The organism is Corallococcus sicarius (genome assembly GCF_003611735.1).
GTDB classification, from domain to species: Bacteria; Myxococcota; Myxococcia; order Myxococcales; family Myxococcaceae; genus Corallococcus; species Corallococcus sicarius.
Genome location: NZ_RAWG01000214.1, coordinates 1 through 16464, shown reverse-complemented (window position 1 = coordinate 16464; position 16464 = coordinate 1). Strand labels below are relative to the sequence as shown.

General features: G+C 72.3%; 14 protein-coding genes and 1 pseudogene. 3 read left to right on the top strand and 12 right to left on the bottom strand.

Annotated features, from left to right (window positions below; translation table 11 throughout):
- Positions 1–40: 40 nt before the first annotated feature.
- Positions 41–2116: an ATP-binding protein gene (locus tag D7X12_RS27850; RefSeq protein WP_120628295.1), complete on the bottom strand. Its 2076-nt coding sequence runs from the start codon at positions 2114–2116 to the stop codon at positions 41–43.
- A 260-nt stretch (positions 2117–2376) separates the two neighbouring features.
- Between D7X12_RS27850 and D7X12_RS27845 the strand changes: the two genes are divergently transcribed.
- Positions 2377–3339 carry an ornithine cyclodeaminase family protein gene (locus D7X12_RS27845; protein WP_120628294.1) on the top strand — a complete coding sequence of 321 codons (963 nt, stop codon included), beginning with the start codon at positions 2377–2379 and terminating at the stop codon, positions 3337–3339.
- Positions 3340–3346: 7 nt separating this feature from the next.
- Here the strand turns inward: D7X12_RS27845 and D7X12_RS27840 are convergent, their stop codons facing one another.
- The 3 genes from D7X12_RS27840 to D7X12_RS27830 all read right to left on the bottom strand — a co-directional run bounded on the left by D7X12_RS27840 (position 3347) and on the right by D7X12_RS27830 (position 7232).
- The gene (locus D7X12_RS27840; RefSeq protein ID WP_120628293.1) at positions 3347–4534 is read right to left on the bottom strand and encodes a tetratricopeptide repeat protein; all 1188 of its coding nucleotides are present in this window, start codon (positions 4532–4534) and stop codon (positions 3347–3349) included.
- Between the two features lie 116 nt (positions 4535–4650).
- Positions 4651–5571, bottom strand: coding sequence for a hypothetical protein (locus tag D7X12_RS27835; protein ID WP_120628292.1), 921 nt, complete (start codon positions 5569–5571; stop codon positions 4651–4653).
- 122 nt (positions 5572–5693) lie between these two features.
- Complete coding sequence (locus D7X12_RS27830; protein ID WP_208719328.1) at positions 5694–7232, bottom strand: FAD-binding oxidoreductase; 1539 nt, start codon at positions 7230–7232, stop codon at positions 5694–5696.
- 148 nt (positions 7233–7380) lie between these two features.
- On the opposite strand from D7X12_RS27830, the gene D7X12_RS27825 reads away from it, so the two are divergent.
- Positions 7381–7680 carry a hypothetical protein gene (locus D7X12_RS27825; protein ID WP_208719326.1) on the top strand — a complete coding sequence of 100 codons (300 nt, stop codon included), beginning with the start codon at positions 7381–7383 and terminating at the stop codon, positions 7678–7680.
- Here the strand turns inward: D7X12_RS27825 and D7X12_RS27820 are convergent, their stop codons facing one another.
- Together D7X12_RS27820 and D7X12_RS27815 are read right to left on the bottom strand one after the other, a co-directional pair.
- On the bottom strand, positions 7681–8418 hold the full coding sequence (locus D7X12_RS27820; protein ID WP_120628290.1) for a hypothetical protein: 738 nt from the start codon (positions 8416–8418) through the stop codon (positions 7681–7683).
- Between the two features lie 94 nt (positions 8419–8512).
- The gene (locus D7X12_RS27815) at positions 8513–9439 is read right to left on the bottom strand and encodes an NmrA/HSCARG family protein (protein WP_167509048.1); all 927 of its coding nucleotides are present in this window, start codon (positions 9437–9439) and stop codon (positions 8513–8515) included.
- A gap of 169 nt (positions 9440–9608) precedes the next feature.
- Here D7X12_RS27815 and D7X12_RS27810 point away from each other — a divergent pair, with 169 nt between their 5' ends.
- Positions 9609–10220: a hypothetical protein gene (locus D7X12_RS27810; protein ID WP_120628289.1), complete on the top strand. Its 612-nt coding sequence runs from the start codon at positions 9609–9611 to the stop codon at positions 10218–10220.
- A gap of 31 nt (positions 10221–10251) precedes the next feature.
- Here D7X12_RS27810 and D7X12_RS27805 read toward each other — a convergent pair whose 3' ends face one another.
- From D7X12_RS27805 to D7X12_RS27780, 6 genes and pseudogenes are all read right to left on the bottom strand, one after another.
- Entirely contained in the window at positions 10252–10656 is a 405-nt protein-coding gene (locus D7X12_RS27805) for a DUF2203 domain-containing protein (protein WP_120628297.1), read from the bottom strand.
- Positions 10657–10739: 83 nt separating this feature from the next.
- Positions 10740–11489 (bottom strand): hypothetical protein, encoded by a 750-nt coding sequence (locus D7X12_RS27800; RefSeq protein WP_244224818.1) that lies wholly within the window; start codon positions 11487–11489, stop codon positions 10740–10742.
- Between the two features lie 94 nt (positions 11490–11583).
- Entirely contained in the window at positions 11584–14052 is a 2469-nt protein-coding gene (locus D7X12_RS27795) for a hybrid sensor histidine kinase/response regulator (protein ID WP_120628288.1), read from the bottom strand.
- Between the two features lie 110 nt (positions 14053–14162).
- The gene (locus tag D7X12_RS27790; RefSeq protein WP_120628287.1) at positions 14163–14888 is read right to left on the bottom strand and encodes a c-type cytochrome; all 726 of its coding nucleotides are present in this window, start codon (positions 14886–14888) and stop codon (positions 14163–14165) included.
- Positions 14885–16129, bottom strand: coding sequence for a YncE family protein (locus tag D7X12_RS27785; RefSeq protein WP_120628286.1), 1245 nt, complete (start codon positions 16127–16129; stop codon positions 14885–14887). The genes D7X12_RS27790 and D7X12_RS27785 overlap by 4 nt, the downstream gene beginning before the upstream one ends.
- A pseudogene (locus D7X12_RS27780) lies at positions 16126–16464 on the bottom strand (hypothetical protein); the annotation flags it as partial. The pseudogene D7X12_RS27780 and the gene D7X12_RS27785, both read right to left, overlap by 4 nt.

Sequence of the window (16464 nt, the reverse complement as noted above, 5' to 3'; positions counted from 1 at the left end):
GCGCTCCTCTGAACGGCCGCTCTAGGAGACGAATTTCGGGCTAGAAATCAGATTTTTCTGATCGATAATCCTGATATCCTGATTTTTGGATACCTGGACTACCGAAGAGCCGTAGTGTGGTCGTGCCCCGCTCGGCGCTCGAGTCCACCTGGACGCTGCCGCCGTGCATCTGGACGATCTCGTGGACGATGTAGAGCCCCAGGCCCAGGCTGCGGTGCTTGCCGGGCTCCTCGGGAACCTGGGCTGCCTTGAACGGGTCGAACAGGCGCGGCAACAGTTCCTCCGGGATGGGAGCGCCTTTGTTGTGCACCTGCATCACCACGTCCGTGCCCGCGTCGATGAGCGTGGTGCGCACCGGCGCGTCATTCCCCGCGTGTTGCAGCGCGTTCACCACCAGGTTGCCCAGCACCTGGGTCACCCGGTCCGGATCCCAGCAGCCCTCCAGGTTCCCGCCCTGCGTCTCCAGCGTCAGCGGACGCTCCGGGTACGTCACCTGCAACTCCTCCAGCGCGCCCTGACACAGCTCCCGCAGGTCCACGTGCTGGGCGTTCACCGGGATGCCGCCCCCCAGCCGGCTGCGCGCGAAGTCGAGGATGTCGTTGATCATCCGCGCCATCCGCGAGGTGGACTTGCGGATGCGGTCCACCGCCCGGCGGGAGGCGTCGTCCAGCCCCTGGGCCCGCCCCAGCATGAAGGCGGAGGCGCTCACCGCGTGCAGGGGGTTGCGCAGGTCATGCCCCAGCACCGCCAGCAGCTCCTCGCGGAAGTCGATGGCCTGCTGGAGCGTGGCCTCCGCGCGCTTGTGGTCGCTGATGTCCACCACCGCGGCACCCACCCCCAGCAGCGCTCCGTCCGGGGTGCGCACCGGGAAGTAGTCCACCCGCCAGTAGGCGGTGCCGCCGCGCTCCGCGTCCGGCCCTTCGAGGAACACGTCCTGCACGGGTGCTCCGCTCTCCAGGACCTGGCGCATGGCGCGCTCGATGGGCTTGGCGAGGCTTTCGCCCGCCATCTCGCGCAGCGTGCGGCCCAGGTGCGCCTCCACGGGCTGGTGGTTGATGCGCGCGAGCAGGTTGTTGACGCGCACGTGGCGCAGCTCCAGGTCCAGGAACGCGATGCCCATGGGGGCGGCGTCCAGGAACGAATCCAGCAGCGCCAGGGAGCGCTCCGCTTCATGCCGGGCCGCGTGCTCGCGCGCATGCAGCTCCGTCTGGTTGATGTGCGCCGCGGCCCGCTGGGCGACGGCATGGAAGAGCAGGGTGTCTGAATCGGAGAAGAGGAACGCGGTGCGCGACCCCATGTACGCCATGCCCCGCAGCCGATCTCCGTCCATCAGGGGGACGCCGTAGAGGGCGCGCAGGCCCTCGCGGCGCAGGGGCTCCAGCAGCACGCGCGGGTCGGTGGCCGCCGAGCGGATGAAGACGGGCTGGCGCGTGGCCGCCATCTCACGAACGATGGGCCCCACGGGCACGCGCGCGCCCTGCACCTGTTCGGTGCCCAGCCCCACCGCGGCGCGCGCCACCAGCTCCTCGCCCTCCAGGAGCAGCACCGCCGCCGTGTCCACGGTGAGCGCGACCTCCATCAGCCGGGTGAGCAGGCGCTCCAGGAGCGTCTCCATGTCCGGCTCGTCCAGCGTCGCCTCGGCCATGCGGTCCAGCGTGTGGAGGATGCGCTGCCGGGTCGTCCAGAAGAACGTCACCGTCAGGGTCACCACCCGGTCGAGCGCATCCTGCAGCCGTGTCAGCTCGCCCTTGCGCAACTGCGTCCCCTGGGTCTCCAGGCGGTGCAGGATGCAGCGGCGCAGGAGCGCGTACTCCTGCGCCACCTCGCCCAGGTCGAAGCCCTCCTCCATCCGGGCCGAGGCGTGCGCGAGCTCAAGTCCCTGGTCCAGCGTCTCCGGCCCGAACTCCACCGCGTCCGCCAGCGTGGAGAGCAGCTCCGGCAGGTGGTCGATGAGCCAGGACGTGTGCTTCGGGGCCTTCCACCCCAGGTGGTCCAGGATGGCCTGCTGCCACTCCGCCAGCAGCACCTCGCGATGGACGCGCAGGAACGTCGCCGCCGACCCCTGGGCGTCGTCCTCCCCGTGCTCGCTCACGGAGCGCGAATCCGGCTCCTGCATTGCCAGCCTCCCAAGCCCCCGCCCTGCCGCGGCACCCCTGGGAAAAGGTGAACACGGTGTCCACCCGATGCCTCGTCCCTCCGTCCCTCCGCGCCTTCGTCCCGCTGCGACCGCGCCCCCGGCCCCTCGTCCGGGTGTCTCCGACGGGACCGGGGGCGGTACCGCCCGGCGTGTCGTTCACCTTCGTGCGCTTGGGAGGCCCCCGGGGGCAGGTTCCTCACCCGCGGTACGGGAGCCGTCGGCTAGGGTGTTTGCCCCGCATGCGCACCCTCCTGCTCAACCGCTCCGCCGTAGCCCGCAACCTCCAATCGCTGACGCTCCTGGACGACCTGCGCGAGGCCTTCCGCACCGACGCCCTGGCCCGCACGGTGGCCCCGCAACGCGTGCGCGCGCCACTGCACCCGGAGGGCACCGCGATGGTGCTCTTCCCCGGCAGCCTGCCCGGCATCCCCGCGTACACGGTGAAGGTGCACGCGAAGTTCCCCGCGCAGTCGCCCGCCATCCAGGGCGTGGTGCACCTGCACGACCTGGTCACCGGCGGGCTGCTCGCCGTGATGGACTCCGGCCACCTCACCGCCGTGCGCACCGGCGTGGTGGGCGCGCTGGCCGCGGACGTGCTCGCCCGTCCGGACGCGACCCGCGTGGCGGTGGTGGGCGCGGGGCGCCAGGGCGTGCTCCAGCTCAAGCAGCTGCGGCTGGTGCGCACGCTCACCCGGGCGCGCGTCTACGACACGGACCCGGCGCGGGCGCACGCCTTCGCCGCGCGCATGTTCCAGGAGCTGAGCCTGCCGGTGAGCGTGGAGGACTCCGTGGAGGAGGCGGTGGCGGACGCGGACATCGTCGTCGCGGCGACCTGGAGCCGTCAGCCCTTCCTGCGCCCGGGCATGGTGCGGCCGGGCACGCACATCACCACGCTGGGCGCGGACGAGCCGGGCAAGGCGGAGGTGTCCGCGGAGCTGCTGCGCGAGGCCCGCTTCGTCTGCGACCACCGCGCGCTCTCTGTGGCGTCCGGCGCCGCGGGCGCGGTGGGCCTGGACGAGACGGCCATCCACGCGGAGCTGGGGGAAATCCTCGCGGGCCTCAAGCCGGGGCGCACGTCCCCGGAGCAGGTGACGGTGTTCGCCCCGGTGGGCCTGCCCTTCCAGGACCTGGCCACCGCGTGGCACGTCTTCCAGGCGGCGTCCGGCGACGAGGAGCTGCCCACGCTGGACTTCAACGAATAGGCGCGCGTCAGGCCTTGGCCAGCGTCTTCGACAGGCGGACGGCCTCATGGTGCAGGTCGGTGTCCTCCGCCAGCGGCATGGCGAGCACCTTCTGCACCAGCTCCTTCGCCTTCGCGTCCTTGCCCTGGCGCGCGTGGGCGAGCGCCAGGTTGAGCAGCGGCTCCGGACGCTCCGGGGCGCGGCGCGTGGCCTCCTCCAGCACCGTCACCGCGCGCGGCAGGTGCTTGTCCGCGGGCTCCGCCGGGATGCGCAAGAGCAGCTGGCCCAGGTTGTTCGCCGCGCGCCAGCCGTCCGGTGACAGCCCCATGCCCTGCTCGTACGCGGCGACGGCCTTGTCGTACGCGGGCGGCTCCTGCGACTCGTAGCAGGTGGCCTCCGCCATCTTCAGCGACTCGCTGGCGACGCCCTGCGACGCCATGCTCTGGCACACGTACTTCGCCTGCTCTACTTGCCCTCGCGCGAGCATCAGCTGCGCGAGGTTCGCCTGCGCGTCCGCGTCCTTGGGGCGCTGGGCCGCGAGCGCGGAGGCGGCCTGGTAGGACGTGCGCAGGTCGCGCAGCGCCATGGACACCACCGTCAGCGACGCGAGCAGGCGCGGCTGGTAGGGCACCGCCTGGAGGCCCTGCTCCAGCACGGCGCGCGCTTCGACGTACGCGTCCTGCGCGGACAGCGCGTGCGACGCGGCCAGGTACGCGGGCACGAAGCGCGGCGCCTGGGCGACGACGGCGCGCAGGCTGGCCAGGCCCTCGTCCGTCCTGCCCGCCTCCAACTGCACCTGACCCAGCCGGAAGCGGAACACGGCCTGCTGGGGCTGGAGCTTCACCGCCTGGGTGAGCGCCTCCAGCGCCTGGGGCGTCTGGTCCTGTTTGATCAGCATCATCCCGCGGCCGAAGTGGGCCTCCGCGCGGTTCGGATCCTTCGCGAGCACGTCCTGGTAGGCCTGGAGGGCCACGTCGAGCTGGCCCTTCTGCGCGGCGATGTTGGCGCGCACGAGGCCCGTCTCTGGAGTGGGGCCCTGCGCCTCCGCCTTCGCGAGCAGCGCCTCGGCCTGGGGCAACTTGCCCTCCACCAGCGCCAGCTTGGTCAGCACCACCAGCGCTTCACGGTGCGCCGGATTCGCCGCGAGGAGCTTGTCCGCCTCCGCCTTGGCCTGGGCCAGCTGACCCGCCGCGAGGAGCGATTCCAGAGAGTTCATGGGCGAAAGTGTCCCCCACGTGCCGGGGGCTGTCGAGCGAGGGGGAAACGGCAAGGGCCCCGCCCGGATGGACGAGGCCCTGGGGATGCGCGGCGAAGCCGCGTGAGGCCTTGGGACTACCAGCCGCCGAGCGCGTTCTTGATGCCCTCGCCGACGTTCTTGATGCCCTCGCCGACGTTCTTCACGCCTTCGCCGACGTTCTTGATGCCCTCGCTGACGTTCTTCACCGCGTCGCCGACCTTGCCCATGTCCAGGGAGAAGCCGAACTCGATGCTGGCGCCGATGCCGAGCGCCGCGCCCACGTCGAAGTTGGCGGACAGCTTGCCGTCCTTCAGGCCGACGTTGGCCTCGAACTCCACGCCGATGCCGGCGAAGGCCTCCGCGCCCGCCGTGACGGTCGCGGGCCCGATGTCCTGGCTCACCTCCGCGCTGGCGCGAGCGCCTGCGAACGCCTCTCCGTGCACGGAGGCCGCGGCCTGGCCGTGGAGCGGATCCAACACCACCTGGCCCGTGGCGGTCGCCTCGGCGCCCACGTTGCCCTCCGCGCCCCACTCGGAGCGGCCGAGCGCGCTGTCCGCGTGGCCTTCCACCGAGCCGCGCACCAGGTCCGCGCGCACGTCCACGGAGCCCTCGGCGCCAATCTTCCCGTGCCGCGGGTCGAAGGAGACGTTGCCCTGCGCGGCCACGTCCGCCGTCAGCGCCTGGCCTTCCACGGTCGTATGGAACTTGCCGTTGACGTCGCCGAACGTGTGCTCGCCGGACGCGGCGGTCCAGTTCTTGTTCCACTCGCCCTGGGCGATGGTCTGCTCGAAGCGGCTGGTCTCCAGCTGCTTCTGGATGTTCGCCGTGGTGGACGCGTTCGCCTTGTTGCTGGTGGTGACGCGCTTGCCGTCCACGTTGCGGTTCAGGTTGACGGTGGCCTCGCCCTGCGCCCGACCCGTCTTCTGGACCTGCGCCTCGCGACGCACCGTGTTCGGAGCATTCGACTTCTGCGTGTTCCGGAACACGGGGCGGTAGCGGTTGGTCTCGATGGACATGGGGGAGCGGGCTCCGGCGGGCGTAAGGCGCGAGGGGGAAGTCTTGTGACTTGAGACTTATCGGCGGTGGACCGGAAAAAGTTTCGCCTCCTCTTTTTCCCGCCGTGGATCCCCGCGCGCCCTCAGGAGCTGGATCTCCCGGGAGCCAGGATGCCCCCGGGGTCCAGCGCCGCCTTGAGTCGGTCCACCAGCTCCGTCGCGCCGTCCCGCTCGGGCAGCGCCTCCTCGTCCCGCGCCTGGAGCCCGGAGCGCGTCAGGTGGTAGCCGGCCTGGGCCAGCTCGCGGGACAGGGCGCGGTAGCAGGCCTGCGCGCGCGCGTCCTCGCCCCGGACGTCGCGGTCATAGGCGAGCGCGGTGACGAGGTAGAGGCAGCGCGGGGAGAGGGCCAGCAGCGCGAGGTTGGGCTCCAGGCCGAAGAGGCGGGGGACGCGCTCGGCGATCTCCACCGCGCGCTTCGCCTCCGCGCCGGTGAAGGGCACGGCCACGGAGCACCAGATGAAGCCGCAGCGGTCCCGGTCCAGGTGGGGCGACTCCGGCGGCGGGGTGCGCTTGCGCCAGTAGGCCATGGCCAGGTTGTTCTCCGACGGGACGCCCTGGAAGGGGCTCTCGCCGTCCGGGGGCCCGGGGGTGAAGGTGACGGGGCGGAAGGCGCCCTCGAGCGCGCGTGCGAGCCGCTTCTCCAGCAGCGCCCCGATGTCCGCGTCCGGCGCGGAGAGCGAGCCGCTGATGGCCCAGCGGCCGAAGCCCTCGCGGAACCGGTCGCGGGCCCAGTCGGGCAGGGGCGTGCGGCCCACGGAGGCGTAGGGGTACTGCTGCGCGACGCTGAAGGCCTTGAGGTCGTTCCAGAAGAAGACGCTGCCCTTCAGCGTGCCGTCCAGGGCCAGCGCCTGGAGCCGGTCCACCGCGTCCCAGAGCCAGGCGTCGTCGTTCACGGCGCAGAAGAACTCACGGAACCAGGGCTGCTTGCGCGACAGCCAGAACGTCATCCGCGTCACCACGCCCAGCGAGGACTGGCTGAACAGGCCGTCCAGCACCGGGCCCAGGCCCCAGCGGAACACGGGGGCGGCGCGGGCGCCGGGGAACCGGGCGTGACCCGTCTCCACGAGCTCCCCCGTGGGCAGGACGACCTCCAGCGCGCAGACGTGCTGGAAGATGTCCGCGTTCGGGCCGCGCCCGTCGCCGCGCTCCAGCGCGTTGCCCACGAGGCTCGCGTCCGGTGAACCGCCAATGGTGGTGATGAACGTGGAGGAGCCGCGCTCGCGCAGCCACGCGTGCGCCTGGCGGAACGTCACGCCCGGCTCCACGGTGAGGTACGCCAGCTGTTCGTCGTGTTCGAGGATGCGGTTCAGCCGCCCCAGGTCCAGCAGCACGCTGCCGTCGCCGGGCGGCACGCGCGAGCCGTAGCCCCAGTTGCGTCCGCCGCTCACCGGGTACACCGGCACGCGGTGCGCTTGCGCGATGCGCAGACACGCCTGCACCTGCGCGGTGTCCGCCGGGCGCAGGATGGCGGGGATGCGCTGCGTGGTGGCGAAGGTGGCCGTCTCCGCGGCCTCCAGCGCCTCGGGGTCGAGCACGACGTGCGCCGGGCCCAGGGCCTCCCGCCAGGCCTCCAGCGCCGCCTCCAGGTTGCTTGCCAGGGCCTTCCCGTCGGTCTTGCTCACGCGGTGAGTATGCCCATGTCCCGGCGGGACCCGCTGTCGCGCCGCAAGGAGAGCGGGCGGACGGGCCTGGGGTCGGGAGGGTTGCCGGGTGGACACCGCCGATGGTCGCACCCCCGCGCGTGTTCATCTTCGGCGTGCGGAGGTGTTCATGGTCGGCTTCATCGCGTCACGGACGGGACGGTGGGTTCGGATTCTGGCGGGCACGGGGCTGGTGCTGGGGGGCCTGGGCGCGGGTTCGCCCCGGGGCGCCGTCATGGCATTGGCCGGGCTGGTGCCGCTGCTCTCCGGGACGCTGGACCTGTTCCTGCTGGGACCGCTGTTCGGCCTGCCCGTGCGGGGCGCGGACCTGCGGCGCGTGCTGGGGCAGCCGGAGGAGGCGCCGCTGCTCGACCTGGCGCACGACGGCGGGCGCTCCCCCTACGCTCCGCCCAGCACGCTGCTGCACTAGCTAGCCCGTGCTCACCTGGAAGGGGATGTCGAGCACTCCGAACGACTCCCCCGTGGTGGCGTCCACCAGCTTCACCTGGAGCGTCACCGCGTCCTCGCGGCGGGCGACGCCCTGGAAGTACACGAAGCCCTCCAGCTTGCCCCCGGGCGCCAGCGTGCCTTCGGGCAGCGCGCTGTTGAGCATGTCCTCGGTGGGCAGCGGCTCCTGGCAACTCAGGGCATAGGGATAAGGGTAGAACGGGCTGCCCCAGGGGCCGTAGTACGGGCCGTAGCCGCGCCAGGGGCCGTAGCCGTAGCCGCCGATGCCTACGCCTACGCCCACCCGCCAGCTGCTCGCGGGCGCGATGACGGCGCCTGGGGTGGCTTCGCCGGGAGCCGTGTGCTCGCGGGAGGACAGGGCCTGCCGGAGCGACAGCGGGGCCAGCGCGGTGTAGCGGAAGCGCGACGCCTCGCCCACCAGCGTGATGTCCGGGTATTGGACCTCGAGCGCGCGGGTCCCCTGGTTCTCCAGGCGCACGTAGACGGGGGTGAGCCGGCGCTCCAGGTCGGACGGGTGGCCCCGCCACGCCGTGCCGTCCGCCACCAGCCGCACGCCCTGCTGCTCCGCGATGGCGGTGCTGCTGTCCTTGCCCTTGTTGTTCTGGACGAGCTCCGCCGCCGGCGTGGGCCGCAGCTTCGTCTCCGCCGCGCAGCCCGCCACCAGCAACAGCGCCGCGGCCCCCAGCCCCTGTGCACGCATGATGTGCCTCCTGGGCTTCAAGTTAGGGCGTGCGGTGTCAACGGGACGACGGGCCCCGCGCTCCACCCCGGAGGACGACCAGGAGGCCGGGCCCCTACACCGTGGGCGTCATCACCTCCGCGGCGGCCCCCGGCCACGAGGCGGACGTGATGAAGCTCCAGTCCTGGTGGCGCGCCCAGGTCTCGAAGGTCTGCCAGCCCACGCGCGGGACGCTGTTGCGCAGCGTGAGGATGTCCGCGTGGTAGCCCACCCGGTCCAACCATTCGTACATGCGCGCCAGGTCCTCGCTCTGCTTCGACAGCAGCTCCAGCGGCAGCTGCTCGTAGTGGATGCGGTGGCCGCTCACCATGGAGAGCAGCGCGGCGGCCTGCTGCCCGGTGACCTCGTCGGAGGCCACCTCGATGCGCTCGCCGATGTACTTCACCGGATCCTCCAGCACGTGCAGCGCGAAGCCCGCGAGGTCGTCCACCGCCACCATCTGCAACCCGCGCGACGCGGGCAGCCCCAGCGCGAGGTGGCCCGAGGCGAGCGTGTCCTTGAACGGCGCGTGCGTCAGGTTCTCCATGAAGAACGTGGGCGCCAGGATGGTGAAGGGCAGGTCCTTGCGACGCAGGAACAGCTCCACCCGGTGCTTGCTGTCGAAGTGCGGCACGCCGGTGAGCTGATCCGCGCCCGCGACGGAGGCGTAGACGTAGTGCCGCACGCCCGAGCGCTTCGCCGCGTCCGCCAGGTTCATCCCGTGGTGCGTCTCCGCGTCCGGGCCACCGGGACCGAAGGGCGTGCCCATGGCGTAGACGGCGTCCACGCCCCGGGTGGCCGTCTCCAGCGCGTCCACGTCGTCGAAGTCGCCGCGCACCAGCCGGACGCCTGACTTCTGGAAGGCCCGGGCCGCGGGCGCATCCGGGTCCCGGACCAACGCCACCACGTGGTGGCCCCTGTTCAAAAGCTGGCGGACCACGGCGCCGCCCTGCTGGCCGGTGGCACCCGTGACGAGCACGGTGATGGAGAAATCCACGGACATGGGTTCAAACCTCCGGACGCGACGTGTCACGGCAAGGTGGGGCTGGCCCCCACCAATGGCGAGGGCTGACCCACCGACCGTTCACCCCCGAGCACAGGCCCCTGGAGCGAGCAGCCGAGCGGTAGGAAGCAGGCAGGCGGACGGGCCGCGTGGCAATCTCCCGGTCCCCATGAGCAAGCGCGAAACCCCGCCCCCCTCCGAGCTGGTCTCCGCCGCCCAGGCGCTCGACTCCGAGTTGCTGCGCTTCGAGGCGCTGGCGGCCCAGCTCCAGGAGGCCCCCCTCACGTCGGAGAAGCACCTGGAGCGCGCCTCGCGCACGCTCAAGGACCTGGCGGACCTGGACGACGCGCTCCGCCTGCGCGTGGGGGCGCTGGTGCAGGCCATCACCGGCGTGCGCACCCGCCAGCAGACGCAGGCGGACGCCGTCAACGCGCGCGCGCAGGAGCTGCAGCGGCGCACGGAGGTGTTCAAGGACCTGCTCACCCGCTACGGGGCGCTGGGCCAGAGCGCGGCGGACCTCAACGGGCGCATGCAGCAGTTCGCGGCCCTGCGGCAGCAGGCCACCCGCACGCCGGAGGAGGACGTGCAGCTCACGGAGGTCTTCACGGCCCTCCAGGAGCGCATGGCCGGGGTGGCGGACGAAGCCGCGACCCTGGTCGGCGCCGCGGACGCGGAGCACTTCTCCGACATCGCCCGGCAGGCGGACTCGCTGCGCCAGCAGCTGTTGTCCGCGCGCAACAAGCTGGCCCTGCTGCACCAGAGCCTGTCGAACCCCACGTAGGGGCCTCCGGGGCCGCGTGGGGCCCTCCGGCTCAGCTCAGGTACGTGGGCTCGAAGTCGTCCGGGCTGTCGATGGGGCGTCGCCCGGAGAAGCCCGTCTGCAGCTCATGCCAGTGCGTCACGGAGTCCTCGCCGTAGCGCCAGCACAGGTAGACGGGGGACTCGCCGCGCTTCGCGTGGAAGTCCACCAGCCCGTCCGCGCCCTTGATCTCCAGCCCCATCTCCTGGAGCGGGCCCAGCTCCCCGCGGATGCGCTCCAGCAGGGCCTCGCGCTCCTCGCGCTGGGGGCGGATGGCCTCGGGGTCGGGGATGGCGTCCGGGGCCTCCAGCACCTCGGCCAGCTTCTGCACGCGGTCCACCCACGGGCGCACGCGCCCGAAGATGTCCGTCAACAACGGCACGAGTCGGTTGGCCTCTTCCACGCTGAAAAAGCGCATCAGGCCGGCAGCATGCAGCGTGCGCCCCCCGCTGGCCACCACCATCCGGTGTCGGAGAGGTGTCATCCGGGTGGGGCGCGGGCTCACCCGCGCCGCAGCGACGCCAGGTGCTCCAGCAGCCAGCGCTGGGCGGACTCGCGCAGGGGGAAGGCGGCCTCGCGCGCGTAGAAGTCCGGGGTGTGCTCCGCGGCGCAGCGGCCCGTGTCGTCGCCGTCACGGTCCGCGTCGGTGTGGGCCAGGTCCGCGTGGAGCAGGGCGTGGAAGACGATGAAGTCCACGACGAAGGCGGGGACATGCGGCTTGTCCAGCGCGGGGTGGACGCGCACCTCGCGCAGCCGCGCGTCGTAGCCCCCCAGGTGGATGGTGCGGCGCGTGCGGCGGCCCGGACGGCGCGCCCAGCCCACCTCCACCCCGTGCACCCGGCCGTCGAAGTACGCCGCGTCCAGCCGGGCGTGCACGGCGCGCAAATCAAAGCAGCGGCCCCGCGCGCGCAAGGGGGCGCCGGGCCTGCGCTCGCGGCGCACCTGGTCCTTCTGCGCGTGGCTGAAGGCCTCCAGCACCTCGCGCGCCGCCGCGTCGCCGGCCACGTAGCCCGCGATGGCGCGCACCACCGGCTCCGGCGCCTCCAGGAAGAGGTGGTGCACGCGCAGCCGCACGGCCTCCGGCAGGGTGCGGAAGCTCACCAGGGTGGCGCGGTTGTCGGTGAGGCGCAGGTGCACGGGCAGGCCCAGCAGGGCCGACACGCGCCGGGCCAGCTCGGCGGCCCGGGGCAGCGCGTCCTCGCGCGAGGGCAGCCGCGCGCGTCCGGGCGCCGGGGCGTCGAACAACGCCATCTGTCCATGCGGCGGACGCATTGGCCTGCAAGGTAAGCCCTGGCCCCGCCCGCTGACCAGGGGATGCGTGGCGGGGCTGTGGGCTCAGGACGGCTCAGGACTTGGGGGGCGTCTCGAAGCGGCCCGCCAGCGACGCGAGCACGGCGAGCAATTCCACGGGCTCCACGGGCTTGGGCACGTGGCTCTGGAAGCCGGCGCGCAGCACGCGGGTGCGGTCCTCTGTGCGGGCGTAGGCGGTGATGGCCACCGCGGGGATGCGCCCGCCCCGCTCCGGGGGCAGCGCGCGCACGCGCTCGATGAAGCCGTACCCGTCCGTGCCCGGCATGCCGATGTCGGACACGAGCACGTCCGGCTGTTCGGCCCGGAGCACCTGCAGCCCGTCCTCCGCGGAGCCGGCGGTGAGCACGGAGGCGCCGCTGTCCTCCAGGAGGGTGCGCAGCAGCTCGCGCGCGTCCTCCTCGTCATCCACCACCAGCACGCGCACGCCGTTCAGCTCGGAGGGGCGGACCTGGGGCAGGCCCGGCGCCGAGGGCTGCCGGGGCGCGAGGCGCGCCATCGCGTCGCGGGGCTGGGTGACGGACAGGGGCAGGCGCACGGTGAAGCAGGCGCCCTGGCCCTCCCCGTCGCTGGCGGCGGTGACGGTGCCTCCGTGCATCTCCACGATGTGGCGCACGATGGACAGCCCCAGGCCCAGCCCCCCCGTCTTGCGGGTGCTGCCGCTGTCGGCCTGGCGGAAGCGCTCGAAGACGTGGGGCAGGAAGCCCGCGGAGATGCCCTGGCCGGTGTCCGCCACGGTAAGCTCCACGAGCGATTCCCGCCGCTCCACCACCAGCCGCACGCGGCCCTTCCTGGGGGTGAACTTCACCGCGTTGGAGATGAGGTTCCACACCACCTGCTGGAGCCGGCGCGCGTCGCCCATGACGCTGCTGGAGGTGTCCACGGTGGCCTGCACGTGGATGCCGCGCGCGTCCGCGGCGGGGCGCACGGAGTCGAGCGCCTGTTGCACCACGATGGACAGGTCCACCGGCTCCACGTCCAGCTTGAGCTTGCCGGACATGATGCGACTGACGTCCAGCAGGTCCTCGATGAGCTGCCCCTGGGCGCGCGCGTTGCGCTCCATCGTCTCCAGCGCGCGCTCGCGGCGGGACTCGGCCAGGTGGCCGGTGCGCAACAACTGCACCCAGCCGAGGATGGCGGTGAGGGGCGTGCGCAGCTCGTGGCTGACGGTGGCGAGGAACTCGTCCTTGAGCTGGTTGGCCTCCTCGGCCTCGCGTCGCGCGGCGCTCTCGCGGGTGAGCAGGGCCTCGCGCTCCACCTCCGCCTGTTTGCGGTCGGAGATGTCCGTGACGCTGCCGATGTAGCCCAGGAAGCGTCCGTCGGCGTCGAAGCGGGGCGAGCCGATGTCGGCGACCCAATGGTAGACGCCGTCCGCGGCACGCAGCCGGTAGTCCAGCCGGAAGGGCTGGCGGCGGGCGTTGGCCTCCAGGAAGACGTGGCGCATGTGCTCGCGGTCCTCGGGGTGGGTGGCGTCGAGCCAGCCGAAGCCCAGCCCCGTGGCCTCCGTCTGGCTGGTGAAGTCGTACCAGCTGCGGCTCAGGTAGGTCGTCATGCCGTCCGCGCCCGTCACCCAGAGCATGACGGGGGCGAAGTCGGCCATGTTGCGGAAGCGGGCCTCGCTCTCGCGCAGGGCCTCCACCAGGTGCTCGCGCTCCTCGGCCACGGCCTTCTGTTCGGTGATGTCGCGCGCGGCGGCGTAGATGAGGCCCTGCTCGGGCACGGGCCGCGAGGCCCAGGTGAGCCACCGGTAGCCGCCGCCCCTGATCCGGAAGCGGTTCTCGAAGCGCTGCGTGAGGATGCCCCTGGACAGCCGCTGGAGCTCCTCGTCGCTGGCCCCCACGTCGTCGGGGTGGACGAACTCCAGGATGGGGCGGCGGTAGAGCTCCGCCTCGGACCAGCCGAACAGCTGGAGGAAGTCCTCGCTCACGCGCTTGAAGTACCCGTCCGTGCCCGCGACGCAGAACATGTCGGGAGACAGCCGGAAGAAGTGCTCGCGCTGCTCGGCCTCCGCGCGCTTGCGCTCCACGCGGGTGAACGTGAAGGGGGACAGGGCCTGGTGGAGGCCGGTGTCGATGCAGGTGGCGAGCAGGCGCAGCTGCGACAACGGCGGCTTGACGCCCGCCTGTTCGGCCCGTGCCAGGATGACATCGCGCAGCGTGGCGTATTCACGCGCCACCAGGCCCACGTCGAAGCCCAGGCGAAGCCGCTGGCGACCGTGGGCCTCCGAGGCCCCGCTGTCACGGGGCGGGGGAGAGGCCGTGGTCTCGTCCTCTTCATGCCGGAGTGTGCGGACGATCTGCTCCAGGAACGTAGGCAGGGCGTCGATGATCTGCTCGCGCGACAGCCGCAAGGCGCCCTGCAGGGGCATCACGCGGAGGAGCCAGTCCTCCACGACGGCCTCGCCTTCAGTCTCCAGCAGGTCGGCGAGGGACGTGGACGTGCCACCACCCGTAGGCGGCCGCCCCTCCGTGGAAGAGGTCCGCTCCTGTGGAACCGAGGAGGCCATGAACGTCTCTCAGAGGTGAGGCCTCTGCCCACGCATTGGCAGGGACACCAGGACCGGCGCTCCCTGCCCTGCCTGTTCGCCTGGCAGGGCAGGGAGGAGACGGGAGCGCCCTACAGCCCCAGGTACCCCAGCAGCGCGCCCAGGTCCGCGTCGGACAGGGCCTCCCTGCTGTACGGAGGCATGCTGCCGCCCACGCCGAAGAACGCGCCGTGCCGCACCTTCTCGATGACGACGTGCGCGTGCGGGATGCCCGGGAAGAGCCGGTCGTACTCCCGCGTCACCTCCGGCAGCACCGACGCCAGCTCCGTCAGCCGGCCCTCGCCCGTGTGCGTCGCGCCGTGGCAGTTCTGACATGCCGCCCGGTACACCGCTTCGCCGCGCGCGGTGTCCCCGCGAGGCACGTCCTCGATGTCCTTCACCACCGTGAAGGGCACCGCGGGCGCCTGCGCATCGGGGCTGATCCGCGACAGGTATTCGTAGAGGGCGCGCGAGCGCGGCTCCTCGGGCGCAAGCTTCGTCACCCCGCGCATGAAGTTCAGGTAGCAGAAGTTCACCGCGTCCAGCAGGTGCGTCTCATAGCCGCCCCACCAGTGGGGCCGCGCCGCCACGTTGTACAGCGACGGCCCGGAGTCGATGCGCCCCGCCGGCGCCTCGGGCGTCGTCACGTGGCACGTCGCGCACGAGAAGCGGTTGAACGTGCTGTCCGACAGCCGCGCGTCCTGGAACAGCGTCTCCCCGAAGTCCGCCGCGGGTTCGGGCGCATCACCACTGTCACCGCCGCAACCGGCCAGCGCCCCCACGAGCAGCGCCGCCATGGCCTGGTGCCTCCGCTTCATGGCTGGCTCCGCAGCAGGCTCACCGAGTCCGGGAAGAGGCCCATCCGCACCGTGGACAGCACCGTGCCCTCCGCCAGGTCCACCGCGTGCAGCGTGCCCGTGCCCACGTGGTCGCCCTCGCACACCACGAGCCCCAGGCGCTCATCCGGCGTCAGCATGATTTGGTGCACGTTGAGGCAGCCCGCCTGCGACAGCGGCACCGTGCGCAGCACCGTGGACGTGGCCGGGTCGATGACGGCCACCGCGTCCTCCTGCTGGTACGGCAGGTACAGCGTGCGCCCGTCCTTCGTGAACGCGCCGAACATGGGCGCCCCGCGCAGGTACACGGTGCGCGCGGGGTTCATGGTGCGGGTGCCGGCCTCCAGCACCTGCACCTGACGGCTCGCGAGCGAGCTGACCCACACGTCCCCCGTCGTGGGTGACACGGTGAGCGCATAGGGCTGGTGGCGCGGGTTCGTCGCGGTGCCCGCCCCGACGGCCACCTTCACGCGCGTCACCGGCGTGCCCTCCGTCGCCAGGTCCACCAGCGCGACCTCGTCCGACCAGCAGGCCACGTAGGCGGTGCGCTCGTCCGCGGACAGCCGCACCGCGTGCGGCGCCGGGCACACCTTCACGCGCGCCTTCACCGTCATCGTCTCCGCGTCGATGATGGCCAGCCGCGCCACCATCTCCTCCTCCGTGCCGCCCCGGCGCGCCACGTCCGCGATGCGCAAGAGGTCGAAGTGCGTCTGGTACAGCGTGCGTCCGTCCGCGCTGATGACGACGTCGCCCGGGTTGCGGTCCACGCGTGCGGAGGCCACCCGCCGGTGGTCCTTCGCGTCCAGCTTCAGGCAGTAGCCGTCCGCCGTGCCGGTGCCGTGCGCGCCGTGCGGTCCGGATCCGCCGCCGGGCACGTAGTTGGAGATGCCCACGTAGTAGAAGTCCCCGGTGGGGGACACCGCCGTGTGGTGCGGCCCCTCCAGCTCCACCGGGTTGAGCCCCACGGGCACGCGCGCAAGCTCGCTCCAGCCCGCGGTGCCGGCCCCGTCCAGGTCCAGCAGGCTCACGGAATCATCCAGGCTGTTGGTGACGACCACCCGCCCCAGCGGCCCCGGAGGTGGCACCGTCGTCCCCCCGCGCGTCCACGGAGAGGGGTCCGCGTACGTCATCGGGGGCACCTCCAGCGCGCCCCCGGCCTTCGGCTCACCCTCCTCACACGCACCGAGCAGCGCCAGCGCGCAAAGCCAGACAGCGCGCCTCATCGGACGCTCGCCACGCCAAAGGGCACCGGCGCCGCCAGGGTGTACGGCCCTTCGGTGATGCGGTTCTGCACCAGGTACGCGCTCAGCACCTGCACCGTGAGCGCCTGCCCCGCCGCGTCGCGCAGCGTCTGCCAGGATCCGTCATCCAGTTGCCACTGCAACTCCGACGTCAACAGCTCCACCGGGCACTGCCGCCCCGGCACCTGCACCTTCACCCAGTACAGGTCCCCCGTGTACGGGGGCAGGTGCGCCTCCGCGGTGGGCAAGAGCACGTTGCCCAGCCACGCGAGCACCGAACGCCCCGTGTCGCGCGGGCGGGCCATGGGCTGTCTCTT